This is a genomic window from Campylobacter sp. LH-2024, assembly GCF_048270605.1.
GTDB classification, from domain to species: Bacteria; Campylobacterota; Campylobacteria; order Campylobacterales; family Campylobacteraceae; genus Campylobacter_D; species Campylobacter_D molothri.
Window position 1 is genome coordinate 428,190 of sequence record NZ_CP168139.1, and the last position, 22,784, is coordinate 450,973.

A 22,784-nucleotide genomic window follows, 5' to 3' on the forward strand; every position below is an offset into this window, starting at 1 on the left:
AGATATGTTTAAATCAGTAAGCAAGGATGATTGGGATATAGATAGTATTACCAATGTTCTTATTAATCTTTTTGACAATAGTGCTTATGCAAGCTATACTTACCTTTATTTGTTGGATCCTCCAGCTTCTTTTAAAGATGAAAGTAAATTTTTTAATACAAAAGATGGAAATTTTGTTATTTTATATATTGATGAGGATATTAAAAAACGTGGTGGAATTGAAGTTTTACAATCCGTAGATGATATTGTCCATTTTGCTGTTGTTCAAGATATTATCAAAAATGCGAAATATGGAGAAGATCAAATTTATATTGGTAAAGCCATAAAGATGAACTTAAGTGGAAAAGAATTTAACGGTATGAATTTGGCTATGCCAATTTTTGGTAAAAATAATAAGCTTGTAGGTGTTGTAGGTTTGGTTTTAGATTTTGAAAATATTGCAAATTATTTACTTGATTCAAAATCATTCCTTTTTAATAGACAGCTAAATGTTTTGTTAAATTCTGAAGGTTATATAGCAGTGCACCCTAATAAAAATTTAATCCTTAAAAATCTTATGAAAATTAATAATAGAGGAAATAAGACAGAAGAGGTTTATAGGGCTTTAGCTGAAGGTAAAGATGGAATTTTTAACTATGTAGCTTCAACTAATGATGATTCTTATGCTAGTTTGAGTAGCTTTAAAGCTGGAGATTCTGTTTGGAGTATTATGGTAACAGCTCCAAAAGAATCTATTTTTGCACCTTTAAGGAAGCTTCAAATGCTTATTATTGGGGCTTCTGTAGTTTTTGTTCTTGTAGTTTTAATAGTAGTTTATTATTGTGTTAGAAGAATTGTTGGAATAAGACTTCCAATTATTTTAAAATCTTTAGAATCATTTTTTAAATTTTTAAATTATGAAAAAGTTGAACTTAAACCTATAGAAATTTATACCAGTGATGAACTTGGTTCTATGGGTAAAATGATTAGCGAAAATATTGAAAAAACTCGTATTTCATTAAAACAAGACCAAGAAGCAGTTGATGAATCAGTACAAACAGTTAAAGAAATAGAAGGAGGTAATTTTAGAACAAGAATTTCTAAAATTCCTGTTAATCCTCAACTTGTAGAGCTTAAGAATGTTTTAAATAGAATGCTTGATGTATTGCAAAATAAAATTGGTTCAGATATGAATAAAATTAATAAAGTATTTGACAGTTATAAAGCACTTGATTTTAGTATTTCTGTTGATAATGCCCAAGGCGAAGTTGAACTTACAACAAATATTTTAGGAGAAGAAATTAGAAAGATGCTTGTAACTTCTTCTCAATTTTCTAAAGAGTTAGCTTCTCAATCTGAAGAGCTAAAAGCTTCAATGCAAAAATTAACAGATAGTTCAGATTCTCAAGCACAATCACTCGAGCAAAGTGCTACCACTATAGAACAAATAAGCCACTCTATGCAAAATATTAATGGTAGAACTTTAGAAGTTACAAATCAAGTAAATGACATTAGAAATATAGCTAGTGTTATTAAAGATATTGCTGAGCAAACCAATCTTTTAGCACTTAATGCAGCCATAGAAGCTGCACGTGCAGGAGAGCATGGACGAGGTTTTGCCGTTGTTGCTGATGAAGTTAGACAACTTGCTGAAAGAACTGGAAAATCATTAAGTGAGATTGAAGCAAATATTAATGTATTGGTTCAAAATATTAATGAAGTTGCTGAATCAGTTAAAGAACAAACTTTTGGAATCACTCAAATTAATGATACTATCATGAAACTTGAAACTGCTACAAAAGAAAATGCTGAAATTGCTAATGTAACTAATCAAATTACAAGCAAGGTTAATCATATAGCCAGTGCAATTTTGGAAGATGTAAATAAAAAGAAATTTTAGTTTTAAAAATTATTTAAAATATCTATAATAAAATTATACTTAAAAATAAGTATAATTTTATTAAGGAAAATACAATGAGAATTGATTGCAAAGATCTTGATTGTCCTAAACCTGTCGTTGAAACAAAAAAAGCTCTTGAAAATTTAAATAATGGGGATAGTTTAGAAATTGTTTTAAATTCTATTATTTCTAAAAATAATGTTTTAAAATTTTTACATTCTTTAAATTTAAATCCAACTTTTAAAGAATATCAAGATGAAATTATTATCCATGTTGAAAAAAAAGAAATCGACTTAAATAAAACTAATAATCCTAATGAGTATAGTGTTTTATTTTTAAAGACTGATAAAGTAGGTTATGGGGAATTAGGAGAAAGATTATTTATAGGTTTTTTAGATTCTTTAAAAAATATTGAAAATATTCCTAATAAAATTATTTGTGTAAATGAAAGTGTTTTAGTAAATGCTAATGAAGATCATAAGGCGCATAAGATAATGAAAGAATTAGAAAATTTAGGAATAGAGATTATAAGTTGTGGAGCTTGTCTGGAATTTTTTGGAAAAACCAAAGAATTAAAAATTGGCTCTATCGGAAATGCTTATGAAATTCTTAATGAACTTTTTGGAAAAGCAAAAATCATTACTTTATAGGATAAAATTTGGAGTATAAAAAACAAAATTTAACTCATTTTATAAAAGCGGCAGGTTGAGCAGCAAAATTAAGCCCGGGCGGCCTTAAAACAATTTTAAATTTTATGCAAAAATCTCCAGCTTTACTTACTGATATTGGCAATAATGAAGATGCAAGTGTTTATAAAATTAGCAGTGATTTAGCTCTTGTCCAAACTCTTGATTTTATTACTCCTGTGATCGATAGTGCTTATCATTTTGGTGCTATTGCTGCAGCTAATGCTCTTAGTGATGTATTTGCCATGGGAGCTAAAGTGATAAATGCTTTAAACATAGTAGGATTTGATACTAAAAACCATTCTTTAGAGATATTAAAGGAGATGTTAGAGGGTGCCAATGATAAAGTAAAAGAATGTCAAGGTTTAATTATTGGTGGACATACGATTGAAAGTTCAGAATTGTTTTTTGGACTCAGTGTTACTGGAAAGGTACATCCTGATTGTTTTGTCAGCAATAATCGTGCAAAATTAGGAGATAAAATCATTCTAACTAAACCTTTAGGCGTTGGAATTCTAAGCACAGCTTTAAAGGCTGATTTTTTAGAAGAAAAATATTTAAATCCTATGATTGAAAGCATGATGTCTCTAAATTTTAAGGCTAGTCAAATTGCTTTAAAATTCAATGTTCATGCTATGACCGATATTACAGGATTTGGATTTTTAGGACATTTAGGAGAAATGTTAAATCAGCAAATTAGTTTTGAAATTTTTAAAGAAAAGATCCCTTATCTAGATGGAGTTTTAGAATATTATAACATGGGATTGATTCCAGCCGGAGCATATAAAAATTTAGAATTTATTCAAGAAATAGATCCTAATATAAATGAGGAAAATTTATTGCTTTGCGATCCACAAACTTCAGGAGGACTTTTGATTGCTATAGATGAAAATCAAGCTTTACAATGTCTTGATGAGTTAAAAAATGAAGGTCTTGAGGCAAATATTGTTGCTGAATGTGTTTTAGCTTCAGAAAAGAAATTTATTTTTGTTTAAATTGATATAAAAAGGGAATAAGATGGAAGTTGTTCATATAAATATAGCTATTATAACAATGTTTTCAGTTTATACTTTTTTAATGCTTTATATAGGTTTTTATTTTTATAAACAAAATAAAAGCTCTGAGGATTATTTTTTAGGAGGAAGATCTTTAGGACCTGCTCTTTCTGCTTTAAGTGCGGGTGCTTCTGATATGAGCGGTTGGCTTTTAATGGGTCTACCAGGAGCTTTATATATAGGCGGTTTAATTAATTTTTATATTGTAATTGGATTGATTATAGGTGCAACTTTAAATTGGATTTTTATAGCAAAAAGATTAAGAATTTATACAGGTGTTATTGCAAATTCTTTGACTATACCAGATTATTTAGAAACTCGTTTTGATGATGATAAGCATATTTTACGTCTGATTTGTGCTATAGTTATTTTAGTTTTTTTTACTTTTTATATTTCTTCTGGTCTTGTTAGCGGAGCAAAACTTTTTGAAGGTGCTTTTCAAATCCGTTATGATTATGCCTTAATTGCTGGAACATTAATTATTGTTATTTATACTTTTTTGGGAGGTTATAAAGCAGTTTGTTGGACAGATATGATTCAAGGGCTTTTGATGTTAGGAGCTTTGATTATTGTGCCTTTGGTTATGCTTTATCATTTAGGAGGTATTTCTAAGGCATTTTCTATTGTAAAAGAAATAAATCCTCAAGCTTTATCTATAAATCATGTGAGTTTTGTAAGTATTATTTCTGCACTTGCTTGGGGATTTGGATATTTTGGACAACCTCATATTTTAGTGCGTTTTATGTCAATTAGATCGGCTAAAGATATACCTATTGCTACTTTTATAGGAATTTTTTGGATGAGTTTGTGTTTATTTAGCGCCTGCCTAATAGGAATTTTAGGTATTGCTTATATTTATAAATTTCAACTTAATTTACAAGATCCTGAAAAAATTTTTATACTTATGTCTCAACTTTTATTTAATCCTTGGATTGCTGGAATTTTGCTTTCTGCAATTTTAGCTGCCATTATGAGTACTGCAAGTTCTCAACTTTTAGTATCAAGTTCAACTATAGCTGAAGATTTTTATAAGAAAATTTTTAAGAAAAATGCATCCAGTAGGGTAGTTTTAAATTTGGGAAAAATAGGTGTTTTAATCGTAGCTTTGATTGCTTTTTTAATTTCTATGGATAAAAATTCAAGCGTTTTGGATATAGTCTCTTATGCTTGGGCTGGTTTTGGCAGCAGCTTTGGTGCAGTTATTATTTTTTCACTTTTTTGGAAAAGAATGACAAAATTCGGTGCTATTGCTGGTATGATTTCGGGTGCTTTGGTTGTAGTATTATGGAAAAATTGTGTCGATTCTAATTTGTATGAGATGATACCTGGTTTTTTAGCGGCTTCTTTAGTTATTATTTTTGTGAGTTTATTAACTAAGGTAAGTTCTGGTTCAAAAATAGCTTATGAAAAAATGCTTAAAGAAATTCGTTAATCTTAAATTTATTTTATTTTTCAATAAAAGTCGCTATAATTAAAAGTTTTTTGGAAGATTAGCGTATCTGGTGATCGCCACTGACTTCAAATCAGATGAAAGGGTAGCTGGCTATTCTTTGGGGAGTTCGATTCTCTCATCTTCTCGCCGTTTAAAGATTGAAGGATAGAGAACATGAGTAAAGCAGATATTATTGTTGGCATCCAATGGGGCGATGAAGGCAAGGGCAAGATAGTTGATAAATTATGTGAAAATTATGATTTTGTTTGCAGGAGTGCCGGCGGACATAATGCAGGACATACGATTTGGGTTCAAGGTGTAAGATATGCACTTCATTTAATGCCAAGCGGTGTTTTAAATACAAAGTGCATTAATATCATAGGTAATGGTGTTGTTGTTTCTCCTGAAGTCTTGATTGCAGAAATGGCACAATTTGAAAATTTAAAAGGTAGATTATATATAAGTGATAGGGCGCATCTTAATTTAAGACATCATTCTTTAATAGATATTGCAAAGGAAAAACTTAAAGGTAAGGATGCTATAGGGACAACAGGAAAAGGAATAGGTCCTTCTTATGCAGATAAAATTAATCGTACAGGACATAGAGTTGGAGAGCTTTTAGATCCACAAAGACTTCATAATGCTTTAATGAAAGATTTTGAATTAAATCAAAGTTATTTAGAATTTTTAGGCGTTGAAATTCCTGATAGTGATGATTTGTTGAATGACCTTAAAAGATTTAGCGAAATTTTAACTCCCTACATTACAGATACAACTAGGATGCTTTGGAAGGCTTTAGATGAAGATAAAAAAGTTCTTCTAGAGGGAGCTCAAGGTTCTATGCTTGATATTGATCATGGAACTTATCCTTATGTGACAAGTTCGAGTACAATTTCAGGCGGTGCTTTAATCGGACTTGGTTTAAATCCTAAAGAAATAGGTAGTATTATAGGTATAGTCAAAGCTTATACAACTAGAGTTGGCAATGGAGCTTTTCCTACAGAAGATAAGGGCGAGGATGGAGAAAAAATTGCACGCATTGGAAAAGAAATTGGCGTGAGCACTGGACGTAAAAGACGCTGTGGATGGTTTGATGCTGTGGCAGTAAAATATACAGCAAGGTTGAATGGTTTGGATGTTTTATCTTTAATGAAGCTTGATGTTTTAGATGGTTTTGAAAAGGTAAAAATTTGTCGTGCTTATGAGTATAATGGAATGGAAATTGATTATATGCCAAGTGATTTAGAAAATGCTAAGCCTATTTATGAAGAAATGGATGGATGGGATAAGGTTTTTGGAATTAGAGATTATGATTTATTACCAGAAAATGCTAAAAAATATATTGCTAAATTAGAAGAACTTTGTGGAGTTAAAGTAAAATTTATTTCTACAAGTCCAGAAAGAGAAGATACAATTATTTTATGAAAAGCAAATATAATTCTGTTGTTAAAGTAAAAAAACAACAACTTGATAAAGCTGAATCTAATTTAAATCAAGCCAAGCAAAGACAGCTTGAAAATGAAAGACTTTTAGAGCTTTCAAGAAAAGAATGTGAAAATTTAAGTGTTTTGCCACAATCAGGTTCTATAAGTGAATTAAGAACTAATTTATTGATGAGACAGGTTGGTAGAGAAGCAATATCTAGAGCCAAAGAAAAAGTAGAGCTTTCTAAAAAAGAAATGATGCATTATCAGTTTTTATACAAAAAAGCTCACCTAGATTATGAAAAAATGAAGGTTTTAGAAGCTGAAGAAATTAAACAAAAGAAAAAAGAACTTGCCAAAATTGAAGAAAAATTTCTTGATGAAATTGCAATTAGCCGTTTTTTTAAAAAGGATAAAAATGACTAAAAAATATATTTTTTTAATTTTTTGCTTGACTGCACTTTTTGGGGCTGATCAAAATTGTGAAGAATATTTTGAATCCAAAAAAGCACAATTGGAATTACAAACAAAAGAATTTGATGAAGCAAGGCAATCTTTAGAGGCTTATAAAGCTTCTTTTGAGGCTTTGCAAAAAGAAAGAATGGAGGCTTTAACAAAAAAAGAAGCTGAAGTAAATGCTACTTTAGCGCAGATTCAATCCTTAAAAGATCAAAATGCTAAACTTTTAGAAGAACAGCAAAAAATTTTAAATTCTATTAATAAAAAAACAGAAGGAAGAGTGAAAGAAATTTATTCTCAGATGAAAGATACAGCCATAGCTGATGTATTAAGTCAAATGGATGCTGAAGATGCAAGTAAAATCATGTTTTCACTTGATTCTCGTAAAATTTCAGGCGTTCTTTCTAAAATGGATCCTAAAAAAGCAAGTGAATTAACCTTGTTGTTAAAAAATTTAGATAATAATAAGACTCATTAAATTTATTTTTTAACATAAATATATTATTATTTTAAATTATAATTTAAAGGTTTGAAAATGCGTATAAAATTACCACATATACCTTATATCACAAATAAAATAGTATTAGATTTGGCCAATTCTTCTTTTGTTGAAATCAAGAGCAGTATGGAAGAACTTAATCCTTGTGTTGCAAAGATTTTAGAAAATGATGTGTTAAATGAAAGAAGATTAGATGAAAGAACTAAAGAACTTTTAGAAGAACAAGAAGATGAAATGGAACTCATGCAAATTGATAGAAAAAATATGTTTTGGCTTGTGAAGAAAAAACTTGCACCTAAATTTGACGTTATTTTAAATTTAGAAGATCGTCATAATCGTCTGTCGCATAGAATTTTAGAAGAACTTATAGAACATGATTATATTAATTTTATTGTAAGTGAAAATAGGGTAAAAAATTTAATTTTTTCTAGCATTGATAATTATCTTAAAATTTATGAAAATTTAGAAGATGAAGTATATGAAAAAATAAGTAATTATAAAACCAAGCCAATTCCAGGTAGTGAAGAATATGAGTTAATTTTTGAAAAACTTTATCAAGAAGAACTTAGAAAAAAAGGAATGTTTTAAATTATGAAAGCTTATGTTTATTTAGAAAATGATATTTTTTTAACAGCTAAAGCTTTTGGTAAAAATGGAACTTTTTTTGGAGAATTAGTTTTTAATACTTCTTTAACTGGATATCAAGAAATTATTTCAGATCCTTCTTATGCGGGACAATTTATTGTTTTTTCTATGCCAGAAATTGGTATAGTTGGAACTAATGATTATGATAATGAAAGCAAAGAAGTTTTTGCTAGCGGTATTTTAGTGCGAGAGTTAAGTTCTACTTTTTCTAATTTTCGAGCCAAACAAAGTTTAGATGATTATTTAAAAAAACATGGAAAAATAGGAATATGCGATCTTGATACAAGATTTTTAGTGAAAATGATTCGAGATTTTGGAAATTTAAGGGCTATAATATCAACTGAAATTTCAAATAAAGAAGAATTAAAAAACGTTTTAGAAAAATCAGCGAAAATTGATGAAGTTAATTTTGTTAAAGAAGTCAGCACAAAACAACCTTATGTTCATAAGCAAGGCGTTTGGAATCATTCAACTCAAAGTTATAATGATGCTAAAAGAAGTGCGAAAAAAGTTGCTGTTATTGATTATGGAGTTAAAATTAATATTTTAAATGAGCTTGTTGAAGCAGGTTTAGAGGTAGAAGTTTATCCTTATAATGTTAAAGCGCAAGAGCTGATTGAACTTTACAAAAAAGGTGAGATTCAAGGAATATTTCTTTCTAATGGTCCTGGAGAGCCAAAAATTTTAAAACAAGAAATCGCAGAAATTGAAAAAATGGCTAAGGCAAATATTCCTATATTAGGTATTTGTTTGGGTCATCAACTTTTAAGCAATGCTTTTGGTTATGAAACTTATAAAATGAAATTTGGACAACATGGAGCAAATCATCCTGTTATTAATTTAAATAATAAAAATATTGAAATTACAGCGCAAAATCATAATTATAATGTTCCAGAGGAGCTTTGTGAGGTTGCTTATATAACTCATCGTAATCTTTTTGGAGATAATGTAGAAGGTGTTAAATATAAAGATTATCCTATTATATCAGTACAACATCATCCAGAAAGTTCTTCTGGTCCTCATGAGAGTAAATATATTTTTAAAGAATTTATTGATTTGATGTGATTTTGTTAAATATTGATTTTTTTATTATTTTTAGTATAGCTTTTTTATCAAGTTTTGGACATTGCTATGCTATGTGTGGAGGATTTACTTTAGCTTTTATGAGATTAAATTCTTCATGTAAAAATTTATTTTTCTTAACTTTATTATATCAATTATCAAGAATTTTAGCTTATATTTTTTTGGGAATACTTTGCGGAATTTTTGGAAATATTTTAGCAATTAATGCCAAAATTCAAAGTTTTTCATTTTTTATTATCGGAATTTTTATGGTTATTTTAGGTTGCGCTTTGATTTTTAGAGGTAGCTTATTGGCTTTTTTTGAAAAAAATATTGTGCTCCATTCTTTATTTAAATTTTTAATGCAAAAATCTATGAAGTTTAAAGGTTTTAAATCTGCCTTGATATTAGGATTTTCAAATGGTTTTGTACCTTGCGGTTTGGTTTATTTTTTTTTAGCAGATTCTCTTAAAAGAGAAAATATTTTAGAAAGTATTCTTATAATGTTTATTTTTGGAATTTCAACACTCCCAGCTATGTTATTTTTTGTTAAATTATCTCAATTTTTGAGTGAATTTTTAAGAACTATTTTTAATTATATTACTTATATCATAATTATCATATACGGAATACGTGTCAGCTATATTGGTTTTATTACTTTTATAAAATAATTTTATTTATATTTTTTAATTTAATTACTAAATTTTATTTTATTTTTTTAAAGTAAAATGCTTAAAATATCGATAAATTCTTAATTTTAAGGTGTAATAAATAAAACAAAATTATTTTTTTTAAGAAAAAATGTATAATTAATAGTCTATAATAATAATAAATCAAAATTTTAAGGAGAAAAACTATGCATCCAGGTAATGCATTGAGTTATGACTATACAGTTGCTAAATGTTTTATGTTTGCAACTATATTGTTTGGTATTATTGGTATGGCCATAGGAACTTTGATAGCTTTTCAAATGGCTTACCCTAATTTAAATTATTTAGCAGGAGAGTATGCAACCTTTTCAAGATTGAGACCTCTTCACACTTCAGGGGTTATTTTTGGTTTTATGCTTTCTGGAATTTGGGCTACTTGGTACTATATAGGACAACGTGTTCTTAAAGTAAGTATGGCTGAATCAAAATTTTTAATGATCATAGGAAAACTCCATTTTTGGCTTTATATGTTTACTATGATTTTTGCTATTATTTCTTTGTTTTTGGGAATTACAACTTCTAAAGAATATGCAGAACTTGAATGGCCTTTGGATATTTTAGTTGTTATTGTTTGGGTATTATGGGGTATGAGTATTTTTGGTCTTATTGGAATTAGGCGTGAAAAAACTCTTTATATTTCTCTTTGGTATTATATAGCGACTTTTTTAGGAATTGCTATGCTTTATCTTTTCAATAATATGGAAGTGCCAACTTATTTCGTTGCTGGTATAGGAAAATGGTATCATAGTGTATCAATGTATGCAGGAACTAACGATGCTTTGGTTCAATGGTGGTACGGACATAATGCAGTTGCTTTTGTATTTACTGTAGGAATTATTGCTCAAATTTATTATTTTTTACCAAAAGAAAGTGGTCAGCCGATTTTTTCTTATAAACTCTCTTTATTTGCATTTTGGGGTTTAATGTTTGTGTATCTTTGGGCAGGTGGACATCATTTAATTTATTCAACTGTTCCTGATTGGATGCAAACTATGGGTTCTGTATTTTCGATTGTACTTATTTTACCTTCTTGGGGATCAGCGATCAATATTATGCTTACAATGAAGGGTGAGTGGAGTCAACTTAGAGAAAGTCCATTGATTAAATTTATGATTTTAGCATCAACTTTTTATATGTTCTCAACTTTAGAAGGACCTATTCTTTCTATAAAATCTGTTAATGCTTTAGCACATTTTACTGATTGGATTCCAGGACATGTTCATGATGGAACATTAGGTTGGGTAGGCTTTATGACTATGGCTGCGCTTTATCATATGACACCTAGATTATTTAAAAGAGAACTTTATAGTAAGTCTTTAATGGAAATTCAATTTTGGATTCAAACCATAGGTGTAGTACTTTATTTTAGCTCAATGTGGATTGCAGGTATTACACAAGGTATGATGTGGCGTGCAACTGATAAATATGGCAATCTTATTTATTCGTTTATCGATACAGTTGTAGCTATAGTACCTTACTATTGGATTAGAGCTATTGGTGGTTTATTATACCTTATTGGTTTCTTTATATTTACTTATAATATTTATAAAACAATTGCCTGCGGAAGAGTGCTAGATAAAGAGCCAAAAAGTGCTTCACCTATGGCAGTGTAAAAGGGAGGAAAAATGTTTAGTTGGTTAGAAAAAAATCCATTCTTTTTTGCTGTAGCTGTTTTTATTGTAATTGCCTATGCTGGTATTGTTGAAGTTTTACCAAATTTTACTGAAAATGCAAGACCTATTGAAGGAAAAAAACCTTACACTGTTTTACAACTTGCAGGACGTCAAATCTATATAAAGGAAAGTTGTAATGCTTGTCATTCTCAGCTTATACGTCCATTTAAATCTGAAACTGATCGCTATGGAATGTATTCAGTTAGTGGAGAATATGCTTATGATAGACCATTTTTATGGGGCTCAAAAAGAACAGGTCCTGATTTAATGCGTGTTGGAAGTTATAGAACGACTGATTGGCATGAAAATCACATGTGGGAACCTACTTCAGTAGTTCCACATTCTATTATGCCAGCTTACAAACATATGTTTAAAAATGATGCTGATATAGAAACAGCTTATGCTGAAGCTTTGACTGTAAAAAAAGTTTTCAATGTGCCTTATGATGTACCAGGCGGTATAAAACTTGGTTCTTGGAAAGATGCTCAAGAAGAAGTAAAAGCTGAAGCACAGGTTATAGTTGATGAAATGAAAAATGAAGAAGTGAAAAAAGCTTTTGCCAAAGGTGAAATTAAAGAGATTGTAGCTTTGATCGCTTATTTAAATAGCTTAAAGTAATATGATGGAACATTTATTAATTTTATTAGATGTAATTAAAAAAATAATCACTTTTAATTTAAGTGGAATTGATAGAGATGAGTGGAAAATTTTCCAAGGTTATGGATTTTTTCTACTTGTTGTTTTCTTATCATTGATTTTATATTGTTATTTGTATCATCTTTATAGAGCAGAGAAAAAGGGTGAAAGAAATTACGAAAAATATGCCAACCTTGTTTTAGATGATAGTATTAATGATAGTGTTTTAGAAAATAAAAGGAGTGCTTGATGCAATGGTTAAATTTAAAAGATAATACTAATTTATTGTCTTTGATTGGAGCTGTTCTTATTGTTCTAATCACGCTTGTAATTGTAAGCAGAATGTTTAGAAAAATGAAAGAAAAAAAAGAAGAAGCTGAACTTAGTGAGCATGAATGGGATGGAATAGGAGAATATAAAAATCCTGTTCCTTTGGGCTGGGCTATTGTCTTTTGTCTTACTATTGTTTGGGCGATTTGGTATTTTTTATGGGGATATCCTTTAAAATCTTTTTCAAGCATTGGTCAATATAATGAAGAGATTCGAGCTTATAACTCTAAATTTGAGAAAAAATTTGAACATTTAACTGCTGATGATAAAAAAGATATGGGCGAAAATATTTTTTTAGTTCAGTGTTCTGCTTGCCATGGAATTACCGCTGATGGAATTAATGGTAAGGCTCAAAATTTAAATATTTGGGGTAGCGAAAAAGGAATTATTGATACGATTGTACATGGTTCTAAAGGGATGAATTATGAAGGCGGAGAAATGCCAGATGCATCTACTTTAGGCATAGCAAAAGAAGATATTCCAGCAGTTGCTGCTTATGTTGCGCAAGATATTTCAGCGATTAAAAAAACTGAAAATGAAAAATTAGTAGCCAGGGGAAAAGAAGTTTATGAAACTTGTGCCGCTTGTCATGGCGCTGATGGAAAAGGAGGGGAAGGTGGAATGTTCCCTGATCTTACAAAGTATGGTTCTGCAGAATTTGTAGTGGATGTTTTAAATAGGGGTAAAAAAGGTTTTATAGGAACTATGCCAGCATTTTCTACTTTAAATAATATCCAAAAAGAAGCTGTTGGCGAGTATGTAATTTCTCTTTCAAGGGGTAAATAATGGAAAACACAAATAGATGCGTATTTTCTTTTTCAGGTATTACAGGGATGCTTATTGCAACTGTGTTATTGATTTTTATTTTGGTAGTATTAACTATTTTTGGTATTAAAACTCAACAAGAAGTGATGCAAAAACCTTATAGTATTAAGGATATTCAAAGTGTTAAAATGTTTGGCTCAAAAGAACAAGATCATAGAGTTATAAAGGATGCACAATGACTAAAGTATTAGAATATTTAATTGTTATTGGGCTTATAACTACTGCGGTAATTACTGCTTGGTCAGTATTAACTGCTAATCACTTGCATATAGGATGAAAAAAATATTACGAGATAGCTTATTTTTAGCTATCTTTTTGTTTTTTCCTTTAAAAGTTTTTGCTCTTGATTATGTGATTTTTAATGAAGGTGTATTAAGTCCAAAAGTTGTTAAAGAAATTAACTTAATAGGTAAAGAACTCGAAGAAAAAAGTCAGATTTTTGCAGGAGTGGCTATAGGGGATAATACAGATTTTGAAACTTTATTTAATATGCAAAAAGAATTACCAAAGTCTTATATTCTTCTCATTTTATCTAAAAAATCACATAGGGTTGATATAGTTGGTTCTAAAGGCGTTCTTAATTTAATTGATAAAGAAGCTATACTTAGTCCCTATTCAGGAACAGGTTCAATTTTACCTATTTTAGCAACACAAAAAGGTGATATTTATAATGCTGCTATTTTAAATGGCTATGCTGATATAGTTGATCGTATAACTCAAGCTAGAGGAATTACATTAAATTCTTCTATAGGCAATACAAATCGTGATACAATAAATATTTTAAGAATTTTAATTTATGGTTTTGTTTGCTTTGCATTACTTTATTATGTGCAAAGAAGAATGAAAAGGAAAAGAAATGGGTAAGAAGACTTTTTGGCCTTATGGCTTATTAATCGCTTTTTTATTGATTATAGGGGCTTCAATTGCAACGGTAGTAATTTCAAGCGATCATCCTGTGTATGAAGATGATTTTTATTTTGACTCTTATCAAAATGTAGAAAATAATTATAATGAAATTCAAAAGCAGCAAGAAAATTTTAATAAACTTTTTAAGGTTGATTTTGAAAATAAAGATTTGAAATTAATTGGTCCTAAAAAAATTCCTATTTATACTATCAGTTGTAATTCTTATATAGCTAATTTTAAAATAGAATCTTTAGAAAAAGCAGATATTCAAAATTTAAAGTATGAAATTTTACTTACAAGACCTCATACAAAAAAATTTGATCAAAAATTACAAGGACAAATAAAACAAGGAATTTTAAGTATTGCTTTTCCTTCTAAAATTGAAGAAGGTAGATGGCAATTAAAATTTAAGCTGATTGAAAATCCTCAAACAATAGGCTTTTTTAGCTACGAATTGTATGCTAAATGAAACTTAGAATATTTGGTTCTACAAGAAAAACTAAAGAATATTACGAACAAAGTAAAGCTTTAAATGCTTTACTTGATGATGCCATAAATATACAAGATTTTTTAGAGAGAGTATGTTTAGTTAATTCCTATAAAGCAAGCTCTTATGAGAGTTTACTTTTAATGCAAGAAGCATGTTTAAGAAGCAAAAACTTAGAAAAAGAGTTAGGGATTAGTGCTGATTTTTTTACTTTTTTAAAAAATAATGAATATTTATTCTCATTTTTTAAAGAACTAAGTCTAGAAAAAAAAAGTATTGATGATCTTAAAAATAATGATTATTATACAAATTATAATGAGCATTTAGAAATTTTAAAAGAAGTATTTGATCATTATCTTGCTTTGCTTAAAAAAAATAATCTTCATGATGATTTATCTTTAGTAAAAGATTATTCTATTAATTTTGATTTTATAGATGAATATGATGTCATTATGTATAATTTAGAAGGATTTTTGAGTAAATTTGAGGAAGATTTATTTTTGCAAATTTCCAAATATAAAGAAGTGATTTTATGTTTTAGAGTGAGTCGGTTTAACTATGAATATTTTTCTAAATTTGATTTTTTAAGCGAGATGGATCTTGAAATAGGATTTTATTACGAGGTGAGTTTAAATCAAAAAAAAATTCTTAAAAAAGATAAAATTTATACCCAAAATTCAAAAGTTAAAGTTAAATCATTTGAAATTAGAAGTTTGCAATGTGCTTTTGTAATGGATGAAGTTTCCAATTTTTTAAGAGAGGGATTAAAACCTGAAAATATAGTTATTATAACACCTGATGAAAATTTTTGTGATCTTTTAAGATTATTTGATAAAAATAATATGTTTAATTTTGCTAGTGGTATTAATATTAAAGAGAGTTTATTTTATCAAAAATTAAAAATACTTTATAATGCTGCAAATTCTGAATCATTTTATTACCAAAAACAAGAAGATTATTTTCTAAATGAAGATACAATTTTTGATTATTATAATACCTTTTTACATTATTTAAATCTTGATTTTGAAAATTTTAAGAGTCAATTTGATCAACAATTTAATTTTGAACAATTTGAAAATTTAATAATTCAATTTTTGGAGAATGAAAAACAAGAGCTCATCAGCATAGTTCAAAAAGAATTATGTTTTATCAAAGATTTATTAAAAAATCAATCTTTAAAATTTAAAGAATTGCTTCAACTTTTTTTCATACATATTTCAAATTTAACTTTAAGTTATGTTGGCGGCGGAAAAATTACTGTTATGGGGCTTTTAGAAAGCAGAGGGCTCCATTTTGATGGAGTTGTGATAGTTGATTTTAATGAAGATGTGATACCCAAAAGAAGTATTAATGAGCTTTTTTTAAATAATGAAGTTCGCAAAAAAGCAGGCTTAATCAGTTATGAACGAAGAGAGAATTTGCAAAGATTTTATTATGAAAATTTAATTAAAAATGCCAAAAAAGTAAGTATTTCTTATGTTGAAAATGAAGAGCAAAGGAAATCTCGTTTTTTAGATGATCTTGATATAAAATATTTTTACGAAAAGCCAAATTCTAAAACTTACTTAGATGCATTAAGGCTTAATTATCAGAGTGTAAGACTAAATTTAGAGCCTATTAAAGCTCCAATTTTAAAACATAATCCATTTGAAAAACCTTTATCTTTTACTCGTTTTAACTTACTTCAAAATCAAAAAAGAACTTATTATTATCGTTATGTTTTGAATTTAAAAGAAGCTAGAGCTTTAAGCTATGAAAATAATTTTAAAAATGAAGGTAATTTTATCCATAAGATTTTAGAAATTTATTATAAAGAGAATTTAAAAAATTATTTTGATTGTGATATTTTTAACAAATTATTACAAAGAGAAAGTTTAAGATATGGCATTGGTGATTTAGAGCTAGAAATTTTAAAAATTCGATTTGAAAATTTTTATAAAAATGAGCAAAAGCATTTTGATCTAGGATATAAGGTTGATCAACTAGAACTACCTATTTCTAAAGTTTTAAATTTTAAACAAGAATCCATAGAATTAATAGGGGTTATTGATAGAATCGATCGTAACAATAAGGGTGAAAATTTTATCATTGACTATAAAAGTGGAAAAATTCCGACAGATTCTTATCAATTAGCCTTTTATCAGGCCCTTTATGATCATGATGCTCAAGCTTTTTTTTATGATTTAAAGCGTATGAAATTTGTTAAGGAGAAGGCTAAGAGTTTGCCTGATTTGTTCGAAAGTTTAAAAGAATTATTAGATGAAAGCAAAGAAGAAATAGAATTTGAAAATAAAAAAGATGGATATTGCCCTTATAGATTGATTTATAAAAAGGAAGTTAAATGACTTTTGAACCCTTTTTAGCTCTAGAGGCAAGTGCTGGTAGCGGTAAAACTTTTGCTTTGAGCGTCCGCTTTGTAGCGCTTATTTTAAAAAATGCAAAAATAAATGAAATTTTAGCTTTAACTTTTACTAAAAAAGCTGCTAATGAAATGCAAAAAAGAATTATTGATACTTTTTTAAATTTAGAAAGCAAAGAAAAAGAGAGTGAATCTCAAGAATTGTGCAAACTCTTAGGTATAGAAAAAAAAGAACTCATAGTTTTAAGAGATGCCAAAAAGCAAGAATTTTTAAGACAAGAATTAAAAATCAGCACTTTTGATGCTTTTTTTAGTAAAATAGTTAGAGCTTTTGCTTTAAATTTGGGACTTAGTAGCGATTTTAATATTAGTGAGGAAAAACTTGATATTAAGGCTATTTTTTTAAAGCTTTTAAGTAGAGAGGAATTGAAAGATTTAGCTTATTATTTGGTTAACATAGAAGAAAATCAAGATTTTTTCAATGAATTAGAAAGATTTTATGAAAATGCTTATTATAAGGATTGTATAAAAATTCCAAATCCATCAAAGGCAAAAATAAATAAAGCTTATAATGATTTAAGAACATATTGTTTAAGTTTGACTCATATTAAAAAATATACGTATTTAATGCAAAATTTTAAAAGTGAAACTTTAGATTTAAATGAATTTGTTAAAACAAGTTTTATGTCAAAATTTGATGAAACGGAGTATTTGCAAAAACTAAATGATGAAGATGTAAATTTTAATTTAAAAAGGAAAGAGTTTATTAACGCTTTAAATGATTATGCTAAAGAACTTGAACAATATAAAATTGCCAATTTAATGAATCTTTTAAATTATTATAGTAGGGCAAAAAATTCTATACAAAAAGAAAAAAATGTTTTAAGTTTTAGCGATATTAGTCGAAGAGTTTTTGATTTAATCACAAGTGATTTTAAAGATATGATTTATTTTCGCTTGGATGGGTATATTTCTCATTTATTGATTGATGAATTTCAAGATACTAGTGTTATACAATACAAAATTTTATATCCCTTAATTGCTGAATTAGTTTCAGGTGAAGGCGTGAAAAAAAATAGAACCTTTTTTTATGTTGGAGATAAAAAACAAAGTATTTATCGCTTTAGAAAAGGCAAAAAAGAACTTTTTGATCTATTACAACTTGATTTTAAGCAAATTAAAAAAGATCAACTAAAAGTCAATTATCGATCCAAAGAAAATTTAGTTTATTTTGTTAATGAAGTTTTTAAAAATAAAATAAAAGATTATGTGCCACAGCTTTCTTTAGAGGATAAAAAAGGAGGTTTTGTACGTGTTATTGAAACAAAAGAAGTTAAAGCTAAAGATCAATTTCAAGAAATAAAAGAAAAAGTATTTCAAGCATTGTTAGAGCAAATTTATTTTTTAAAAGATAAAAATATTTCTTTAGATGATATTTGTATTTTATGTTGGAAAAATAATGATGCAGATATGATTTTAGAATTTTTACAAAAATGTAAAATTCAAGCATTTACACAAAGCAATATTTTACTTGAAAATAAAGCCAGTGTACGTGTTGTTTTAGAATATGCAAAATATTGTATTTTTGGAGATGAATTTTATTTACATTTTTTAAAAGAGATTTTAGGATTTGAACCCTTAAGATTAAATCTTGATTTAGCAAGAAGCGCTATAGAAAATTTGCTTTATTTGATTAAGAATTTAAGGCTTGATCTTAGTGATATTGCTTTAATTCAATTTATAGAATATGCCAGAGATAAAGAGGATTTTTTAAAACTTTTATTTGAGCCTTGTCCTTTAAAAATCATCAATGAACAAAATATGGGAATAAGTATTATGACCGTGCATAAGTCTAAAGGTTTGGAATTTAAACATGTTATTTTAATAGATAGTCTTTCAAAAAATAACACAAATGGCGATAGCATTATGCTAGAATATGATATTAATAAAGGTTGGCAACTTCATCTTAGAGATAATATACGTAAATTAACCAAAGAATGCAGTTATAAAACTTTTATAGATAGTATAGCTGAGGCTGATTATGAAGATGATATAAATAAACTTTATGTAGCTTTTACTCGTGCTAAGGATTCTTTGATTATTATTAAAAGAAATAGTGAATTTAAACACGGAAGTTATCCTAGCTATTTAAATTCTATGCTTGAAATTAATGAACAAGAAATTGGTGTATTGCAGTTGCAAGATTTTTATGAAAAAAAACAGGAAAATTTACCTCCTGTTTTAAAAGAATTTGAAAAGGTTGGATTACAAGAAATTATTCATGATGAAAAATTAGATTCTAAAGAAATTTATTTTGGCAATGCTTTTCATTTTTTTATGCAAAATTTAAAACTACCAAATGGTGAAAATATTGATTTAGTTTGTCAAAATACTAAGAGTAAATTTAGATATTTTTTAAATGATGAAGAATTTAAAGTATTATTTTTAAGAGTTAAAAATTTACTCAACAATACAGAATTTCAAACCCTTCTTGAAGGTAAAAAACTTTTTAAAGAACAAGCATTGAGTTTTAAAGGAGAAATTAAACGATTAGATTTGCTTGCTCTAGATGATAAAGAAGTGATAATCATTGATTATAAAACAAGCCTTGCGATGGAGGATAAGCATAAAGAACAAGTTTATGAATATAAAATTGCCGTAGATGAAATTTTAAAAAAAAGATCAAAGGTTTTTGTTGTTTATTGTTTAGAAAATAAAATTTTAATTAAAGATTTTACTCAAAAATAAAATATTATTGTTTAAAAATTTATCGCAAAAAATTAAAAATAATAAACTACTAAGTGGTTTTAGCAAGTTAAATATTTTTGTATCAATTATAGACATACTACCTGATAAGATAAACTTGCTGATTTTTAAAAATTAATTGTATATTTATTGGAATTATTTATCATATAATTTAATCAAAATGAATCATAGTAAAGATTGTTTTATCAAATTATTTTTAATAAAGCATTTTGATAAACTTTTATAGCCTTTAGAGATTAAAAATTTTAATATTTTCTATAAAAAGATAAAAATTTTAAACTATAAAAAATACATATATAATATTAATATTATTATTTCTTTATTTAAACTTAAATTAAGTAAATATTAATATTATTTTTTATACAATCACATTTTAAATTTTTGGCAAAGGTAAAAAATATGACAAAGATAACAAAGCCAAACGAAGTAAAGCGAGAATGGATTGTTTTAGACGCAGAAGGAAAAAGATTTGGTCGTCTTTTAACCGAAGTAGCGACAATTTTAAGAGGTAAAAATAAACCTTGTTTTACACCTAATGTTGATTGTGGAGATTATGTAATCATTATCAATGCATCAAAAGCTGTATTTACAGGTGCTAATAAGGCTGAAGATAAGCTTTATCATAGACATTCTGGATATTTTGGAAGTGTAAAAAGTGAAAAATTTGGAGATTTGCTTCAAAAAAATCCTGCTAAATTATATAAATTAGCAGTTAGAGGTATGCTTCCTAAAACAAATTTGGGTAGAGCAATGCTTAAAAAATTAAAAATATATGCTGGCAGTGAGCATCCACATACAGCACAAATTGCTAAAGAAGGAAAATAATATGGCAACAACATATGCAACAGGTAAAAGAAAAACTGCTATTGCAAAAGTTTGGATAAAACCAGGTAGTGGCAAAATCAGTATTAATGGTGTTGATCTAAATACTTGGCTTGGTGGACATGAGGCTATTAAGCTTAAGGTTGTTCAACCTTTACTTGCCACTAAGCAAGAAACTTCTATGGATATTAAAGCGACTACTCTAGGTGGTGGCTATAGTGCACAAGCTGAAGCTTTAAGACATGGTATTGCAAGAGCTTTAGCAGCTATGGATGCAGATTTTAGAGCCTTATTAAAACCAAAAGGACTTCTAACAAGAGATAGCAGAACTGTAGAGCGTAAAAAATACGGTCGTCGCAAAGCAAGAAGAAGCCCTCAATTTTCTAAACGTTAATTCTTACAGCGAGAATTTTCTCGCTGCATATTTTTATATTCTAATTTTTTCTTTCTTTTTCTATTTTTATGCTATAATCTTTATGTTTAAAATTTATTATCAATTGAAGGATTTTTATGAAAAGGTTATTGCTAGGTTTAAGTTTAGTAAGTGCTTTATTTGGTGCTGATCAAAATATTAAATTTGAAGTGACTCCAACTTTCAATTATAATTATTTTGAGGGTAATTTAGATATGAAAAATCATTATGCTCCTGGTATTCGACTCGGTTATCATTTTGATGATTTTTGGCTAGATCAAGTGGAATTAGGTTTTGAATATTATTCAAATGTAAAATATACTAATAGTAACAAAACTACAGATATATCAAGAACTTATTTAAATGCGATTAAGGGATTTGATTTAAATAAAAGATTTTATTTTTATGGTTTAGCTGGTGGCGGTTATGAGAATTTTTCTAATGCTGCTTATGATAATAAAAGTGGCGGATTTGGACAATATGGAGCTGGGATTAAATTTAATTTAAGTGATTCTTTGGCTTTAAGACTTGAAACAAGAGATCAAATTGATTTTAATGATGCTAATCATAATTGGGTTACAACCTTAGGCATTAGTTTCGGTTTTGGTGGAGAAAAAAAACAAAGTATAAAAAATGAATCTACACAGCCTTTAGCTAGACAAATTGAAGAAAATACTCACACAAAAACATATGTATTTGATGAGAGTGGCAAACAAAAAATCATTTCTCTAGAGGGACATTTTGGCTTTAATAAAACCAATATTAATCCAGTTTTTAGTCAAAAAATTAAGAAAATTGCTAAGATCTTAGATGAAAATAAAAATTACAATACTATACTTGAAGGGCATACTGATAATGTAGGTTCAAAAATTTACAATAAAAAGCTTTCGGAAAAACGTGCGCAAAGTGTTGCTAAAGAGCTTGAAAGATATGGAGTTGATAAAAATCGTATCAAGACTATAGGATATGGTGAAGAGCATCCTAGATCTAGTAATTCTACTAAAAAAGGAAGAGCCGATAATAGAAGAGTAGAGGCTAAATTTATACTCGAACAAAAATAATGAAATATACTATTTTATTTGATTTAGATGGCACTTTGATAGATTCAACAAATGCCATCTTAAATTCATTTAAAGATGCATTGAAAATTCTTAATTTAGATATCAAAGAAGATATAAAAATTAAAAATCTTATAGGTTATCCATTAAAGAATATGTTTACAATGCTCTATCCTGATTATTTTAATTTAATTGATGAATTTGTTAAAATTTATCGAGAATGTTATTCTAAAATTTATTTAGAGCAAACAACTTTGCTTCCAAAAGTAGATCAAGCATTACATCTTGCTTATAATTTTGCTGATTTAGGCATAGTAACAACCAAAGGTGGAACCTTCACTCCTATTTTGCTTGAATCTTTAAACATTAAGAAATTTTTTAAAACTTTAATCACTCTTGATGATGTTAAAAATCCAAAACCAGATGCAGAACCTATACTTTTAGCATTAAATAGACTAAATAAAACTCAAGAAAATGCTTATATGATTGGTGATACTATTTTAGATATACAAGCTTCTTTAGCTGCTAATATTACCCCTATAGCTTTAAGTTGTGGTTATGGCGATGAAGATGAATTAAAAAAATACTCTCAAATTTTTCCAAATGCATATGAGGCAATTATCTATATACTAAATATTAAACAAATTTGAAGTTTTTGT

General features: G+C 27.8%; 24 protein-coding genes, 1 tRNA gene and 1 pseudogene. All 26 read left to right on the forward strand.

All coding sequences use genetic code 11. The features are described from left to right. Nucleotides 1-4: 4 nt before the first annotated feature. Nucleotides 5-382: pseudogene (locus ACD570_RS02320) on the forward strand (methyl-accepting chemotaxis protein); the annotation flags it as partial. Between the two features lie 174 nt (nucleotides 383-556). Continuing rightward, nucleotides 557-1,879 carry a methyl-accepting chemotaxis protein gene (locus ACD570_RS02325; RefSeq protein ID WP_374262049.1) on the forward strand — a complete coding sequence of 441 codons (1,323 nt, stop codon included), beginning with the start codon at nucleotides 557-559 and terminating at the stop codon, nucleotides 1,877-1,879. 74 nt (nucleotides 1,880-1,953) lie between these two features. Continuing rightward, on the forward strand, nucleotides 1,954-2,529 hold the full coding sequence (yedF, locus tag ACD570_RS02330) for a sulfurtransferase-like selenium metabolism protein YedF (protein WP_200281932.1): 576 nt from the start codon (nucleotides 1,954-1,956) through the stop codon (nucleotides 2,527-2,529). 8 nt (nucleotides 2,530-2,537) lie between these two features. Continuing rightward, nucleotides 2,538-3,560 carry a selenide, water dikinase SelD gene (gene selD / locus ACD570_RS02335; RefSeq protein ID WP_200281935.1) on the forward strand — a complete coding sequence of 341 codons (1,023 nt, stop codon included), beginning with the start codon at nucleotides 2,538-2,540 and terminating at the stop codon, nucleotides 3,558-3,560. 22 nt (nucleotides 3,561-3,582) lie between these two features. Then, entirely contained in the window at nucleotides 3,583-5,052 is a 1,470-nt protein-coding gene (putP, locus tag ACD570_RS02340; protein ID WP_337198384.1) for a sodium/proline symporter PutP, read from the forward strand. A 52-nt stretch (nucleotides 5,053-5,104) separates the two neighbouring features. Beyond that, nucleotides 5,105-5,199: transfer RNA gene (locus ACD570_RS02345), tRNA-Sec, on the forward strand. Between the two features lie 27 nt (nucleotides 5,200-5,226). Continuing rightward, entirely contained in the window at nucleotides 5,227-6,477 is a 1,251-nt protein-coding gene (locus ACD570_RS02350; RefSeq protein ID WP_200281940.1) for an adenylosuccinate synthase, read from the forward strand. Further along, nucleotides 6,474-6,902: a flagellar export protein FliJ gene (locus ACD570_RS02355; protein ID WP_239820105.1), complete on the forward strand. Its 429-nt coding sequence runs from the start codon at nucleotides 6,474-6,476 to the stop codon at nucleotides 6,900-6,902. Before ACD570_RS02350 ends, ACD570_RS02355 begins: the two co-directional genes overlap by 4 nt. After that, nucleotides 6,895-7,413 carry a MotE family protein gene (locus tag ACD570_RS02360; RefSeq protein ID WP_337197044.1) on the forward strand — a complete coding sequence of 173 codons (519 nt, stop codon included), beginning with the start codon at nucleotides 6,895-6,897 and terminating at the stop codon, nucleotides 7,411-7,413. Before ACD570_RS02355 ends, ACD570_RS02360 begins: the two co-directional genes overlap by 8 nt. Before the next feature lie 57 nt (nucleotides 7,414-7,470). After that, a complete protein-coding gene (locus ACD570_RS02365) occupies nucleotides 7,471-8,022 on the forward strand; it encodes a DUF507 family protein (protein ID WP_417904351.1) in 552 nt (183 codons plus the stop codon). A 3-nt stretch (nucleotides 8,023-8,025) separates the two neighbouring features. Further along, entirely contained in the window at nucleotides 8,026-9,144 is a 1,119-nt protein-coding gene (carA, locus tag ACD570_RS02370) for a glutamine-hydrolyzing carbamoyl-phosphate synthase small subunit (protein WP_200281952.1), read from the forward strand. Continuing rightward, nucleotides 9,141-9,812: a sulfite exporter TauE/SafE family protein gene (locus ACD570_RS02375; protein ID WP_337207720.1), complete on the forward strand. Its 672-nt coding sequence runs from the start codon at nucleotides 9,141-9,143 to the stop codon at nucleotides 9,810-9,812. Before carA ends, ACD570_RS02375 begins: the two co-directional genes overlap by 4 nt. A 185-nt stretch (nucleotides 9,813-9,997) precedes the next feature. After that, entirely contained in the window at nucleotides 9,998-11,464 is a 1,467-nt protein-coding gene (gene ccoN, locus ACD570_RS02380) for a cytochrome-c oxidase, cbb3-type subunit I (RefSeq protein WP_239820101.1), read from the forward strand. Nucleotides 11,465-11,476: 12 nt separating this feature from the next. Beyond that, the gene (gene ccoO, locus ACD570_RS02385; protein ID WP_337197050.1) at nucleotides 11,477-12,142 is read left to right on the forward strand and encodes a cytochrome-c oxidase, cbb3-type subunit II; all 666 of its coding nucleotides are present in this window, start codon (nucleotides 11,477-11,479) and stop codon (nucleotides 12,140-12,142) included. Between the two features lie 4 nt (nucleotides 12,143-12,146). Then, a complete protein-coding gene (locus ACD570_RS02390; RefSeq protein WP_200281959.1) occupies nucleotides 12,147-12,410 on the forward strand; it encodes a cytochrome c oxidase, cbb3-type, CcoQ subunit in 264 nt (87 codons plus the stop codon). Then, on the forward strand, nucleotides 12,410-13,276 hold the full coding sequence (ccoP, locus tag ACD570_RS02395; RefSeq protein WP_417904352.1) for a cytochrome-c oxidase, cbb3-type subunit III: 867 nt from the start codon (nucleotides 12,410-12,412) through the stop codon (nucleotides 13,274-13,276). Before ACD570_RS02390 ends, ccoP begins: the two co-directional genes overlap by 1 nt. Then, the gene (locus ACD570_RS02400; protein ID WP_417904436.1) at nucleotides 13,273-13,494 is read left to right on the forward strand and encodes a DUF4006 family protein; all 222 of its coding nucleotides are present in this window, start codon (nucleotides 13,273-13,275) and stop codon (nucleotides 13,492-13,494) included. Before ccoP ends, ACD570_RS02400 begins: the two co-directional genes overlap by 4 nt. Beyond that, the gene (locus ACD570_RS02405; protein WP_200281963.1) at nucleotides 13,491-13,592 is read left to right on the forward strand and encodes a hypothetical protein; all 102 of its coding nucleotides are present in this window, start codon (nucleotides 13,491-13,493) and stop codon (nucleotides 13,590-13,592) included. Before ACD570_RS02400 ends, ACD570_RS02405 begins: the two co-directional genes overlap by 4 nt. Then, on the forward strand, nucleotides 13,589-14,179 hold the full coding sequence (locus ACD570_RS02410; RefSeq protein ID WP_337202498.1) for a hypothetical protein: 591 nt from the start codon (nucleotides 13,589-13,591) through the stop codon (nucleotides 14,177-14,179). The genes ACD570_RS02405 and ACD570_RS02410 overlap by 4 nt, the downstream gene beginning before the upstream one ends. Further along, the gene (locus ACD570_RS02415; RefSeq protein ID WP_337205107.1) at nucleotides 14,172-14,690 is read left to right on the forward strand and encodes a hypothetical protein; all 519 of its coding nucleotides are present in this window, start codon (nucleotides 14,172-14,174) and stop codon (nucleotides 14,688-14,690) included. Before ACD570_RS02410 ends, ACD570_RS02415 begins: the two co-directional genes overlap by 8 nt. Next, nucleotides 14,687-17,053 (forward strand): PD-(D/E)XK nuclease family protein, encoded by a 2,367-nt coding sequence (locus ACD570_RS02420; RefSeq protein ID WP_417904353.1) that lies wholly within the window; start codon nucleotides 14,687-14,689, stop codon nucleotides 17,051-17,053. Before ACD570_RS02415 ends, ACD570_RS02420 begins: the two co-directional genes overlap by 4 nt. Continuing rightward, on the forward strand, nucleotides 17,050-19,815 hold the full coding sequence (locus ACD570_RS02425) for a RecB-like helicase (RefSeq protein ID WP_337207726.1): 2,766 nt from the start codon (nucleotides 17,050-17,052) through the stop codon (nucleotides 19,813-19,815). Before ACD570_RS02420 ends, ACD570_RS02425 begins: the two co-directional genes overlap by 4 nt. Nucleotides 19,816-20,232: 417 nt before the next feature. Beyond that, the gene (rplM, locus tag ACD570_RS02430; RefSeq protein ID WP_137621578.1) at nucleotides 20,233-20,658 is read left to right on the forward strand and encodes a 50S ribosomal protein L13; all 426 of its coding nucleotides are present in this window, start codon (nucleotides 20,233-20,235) and stop codon (nucleotides 20,656-20,658) included. A 1-nt stretch (nucleotide 20,659) separates the two neighbouring features. After that, on the forward strand, nucleotides 20,660-21,049 hold the full coding sequence (gene rpsI / locus ACD570_RS02435; protein ID WP_417904354.1) for a 30S ribosomal protein S9: 390 nt from the start codon (nucleotides 20,660-20,662) through the stop codon (nucleotides 21,047-21,049). A gap of 116 nt (nucleotides 21,050-21,165) precedes the next feature. Next, entirely contained in the window at nucleotides 21,166-22,128 is a 963-nt protein-coding gene (locus ACD570_RS02440; RefSeq protein WP_337199496.1) for an outer membrane beta-barrel domain-containing protein, read from the forward strand. Next, nucleotides 22,128-22,775, forward strand: coding sequence for an HAD family hydrolase (locus ACD570_RS02445; RefSeq protein ID WP_337199497.1), 648 nt, complete (start codon nucleotides 22,128-22,130; stop codon nucleotides 22,773-22,775). Before ACD570_RS02440 ends, ACD570_RS02445 begins: the two co-directional genes overlap by 1 nt. Nucleotides 22,776-22,784 lie beyond the last annotated feature (9 nt).

Coding starts and splice junctions, on each gene's coding strand:
- ACD570_RS02410 (WP_337202498.1), top strand. CDS start 13,589: ATGAAAAAAATATTACGAGATAGCTTATTTTTAGCTATCTTTTTGTTT.
- ACD570_RS02445 (WP_337199497.1), top strand. CDS start 22,128: ATGAAATATACTATTTTATTTGATTTAGATGGCACTTTGATAGATTCA.
- yedF (WP_200281932.1), top strand. CDS start 1,954: ATGAGAATTGATTGCAAAGATCTTGATTGTCCTAAACCTGTCGTTGAA.
- ACD570_RS02360 (WP_337197044.1), top strand. CDS start 6,895: ATGACTAAAAAATATATTTTTTTAATTTTTTGCTTGACTGCACTTTTT.
- putP (WP_337198384.1), top strand. CDS start 3,583: ATGGAAGTTGTTCATATAAATATAGCTATTATAACAATGTTTTCAGTT.
- carA (WP_200281952.1), top strand. CDS start 8,026: ATGAAAGCTTATGTTTATTTAGAAAATGATATTTTTTTAACAGCTAAA.
- ccoP (WP_417904352.1), top strand. CDS start 12,410: ATGCAATGGTTAAATTTAAAAGATAATACTAATTTATTGTCTTTGATT.
- ACD570_RS02425 (WP_337207726.1), top strand. CDS start 17,050: ATGACTTTTGAACCCTTTTTAGCTCTAGAGGCAAGTGCTGGTAGCGGT.
- ACD570_RS02325 (WP_374262049.1), top strand. CDS start 557: ATGAAAATTAATAATAGAGGAAATAAGACAGAAGAGGTTTATAGGGCT.
- ACD570_RS02440 (WP_337199496.1), top strand. CDS start 21,166: ATGAAAAGGTTATTGCTAGGTTTAAGTTTAGTAAGTGCTTTATTTGGT.
- ccoO (WP_337197050.1), top strand. CDS start 11,477: ATGTTTAGTTGGTTAGAAAAAAATCCATTCTTTTTTGCTGTAGCTGTT.
- ACD570_RS02420 (WP_417904353.1), top strand. CDS start 14,687: ATGAAACTTAGAATATTTGGTTCTACAAGAAAAACTAAAGAATATTAC.
- ACD570_RS02390 (WP_200281959.1), top strand. CDS start 12,147: ATGGAACATTTATTAATTTTATTAGATGTAATTAAAAAAATAATCACT.
- ACD570_RS02350 (WP_200281940.1), top strand. CDS start 5,227: ATGAGTAAAGCAGATATTATTGTTGGCATCCAATGGGGCGATGAAGGC.
- rplM (WP_137621578.1), top strand. CDS start 20,233: ATGACAAAGATAACAAAGCCAAACGAAGTAAAGCGAGAATGGATTGTT.
- ACD570_RS02365 (WP_417904351.1), top strand. CDS start 7,471: ATGCGTATAAAATTACCACATATACCTTATATCACAAATAAAATAGTA.
- ccoN (WP_239820101.1), top strand. CDS start 9,998: ATGCATCCAGGTAATGCATTGAGTTATGACTATACAGTTGCTAAATGT.
- ACD570_RS02405 (WP_200281963.1), top strand. CDS start 13,491: ATGACTAAAGTATTAGAATATTTAATTGTTATTGGGCTTATAACTACT.
- rpsI (WP_417904354.1), top strand. CDS start 20,660: ATGGCAACAACATATGCAACAGGTAAAAGAAAAACTGCTATTGCAAAA.
- ACD570_RS02355 (WP_239820105.1), top strand. CDS start 6,474: ATGAAAAGCAAATATAATTCTGTTGTTAAAGTAAAAAAACAACAACTT.
- ACD570_RS02415 (WP_337205107.1), top strand. CDS start 14,172: ATGGGTAAGAAGACTTTTTGGCCTTATGGCTTATTAATCGCTTTTTTA.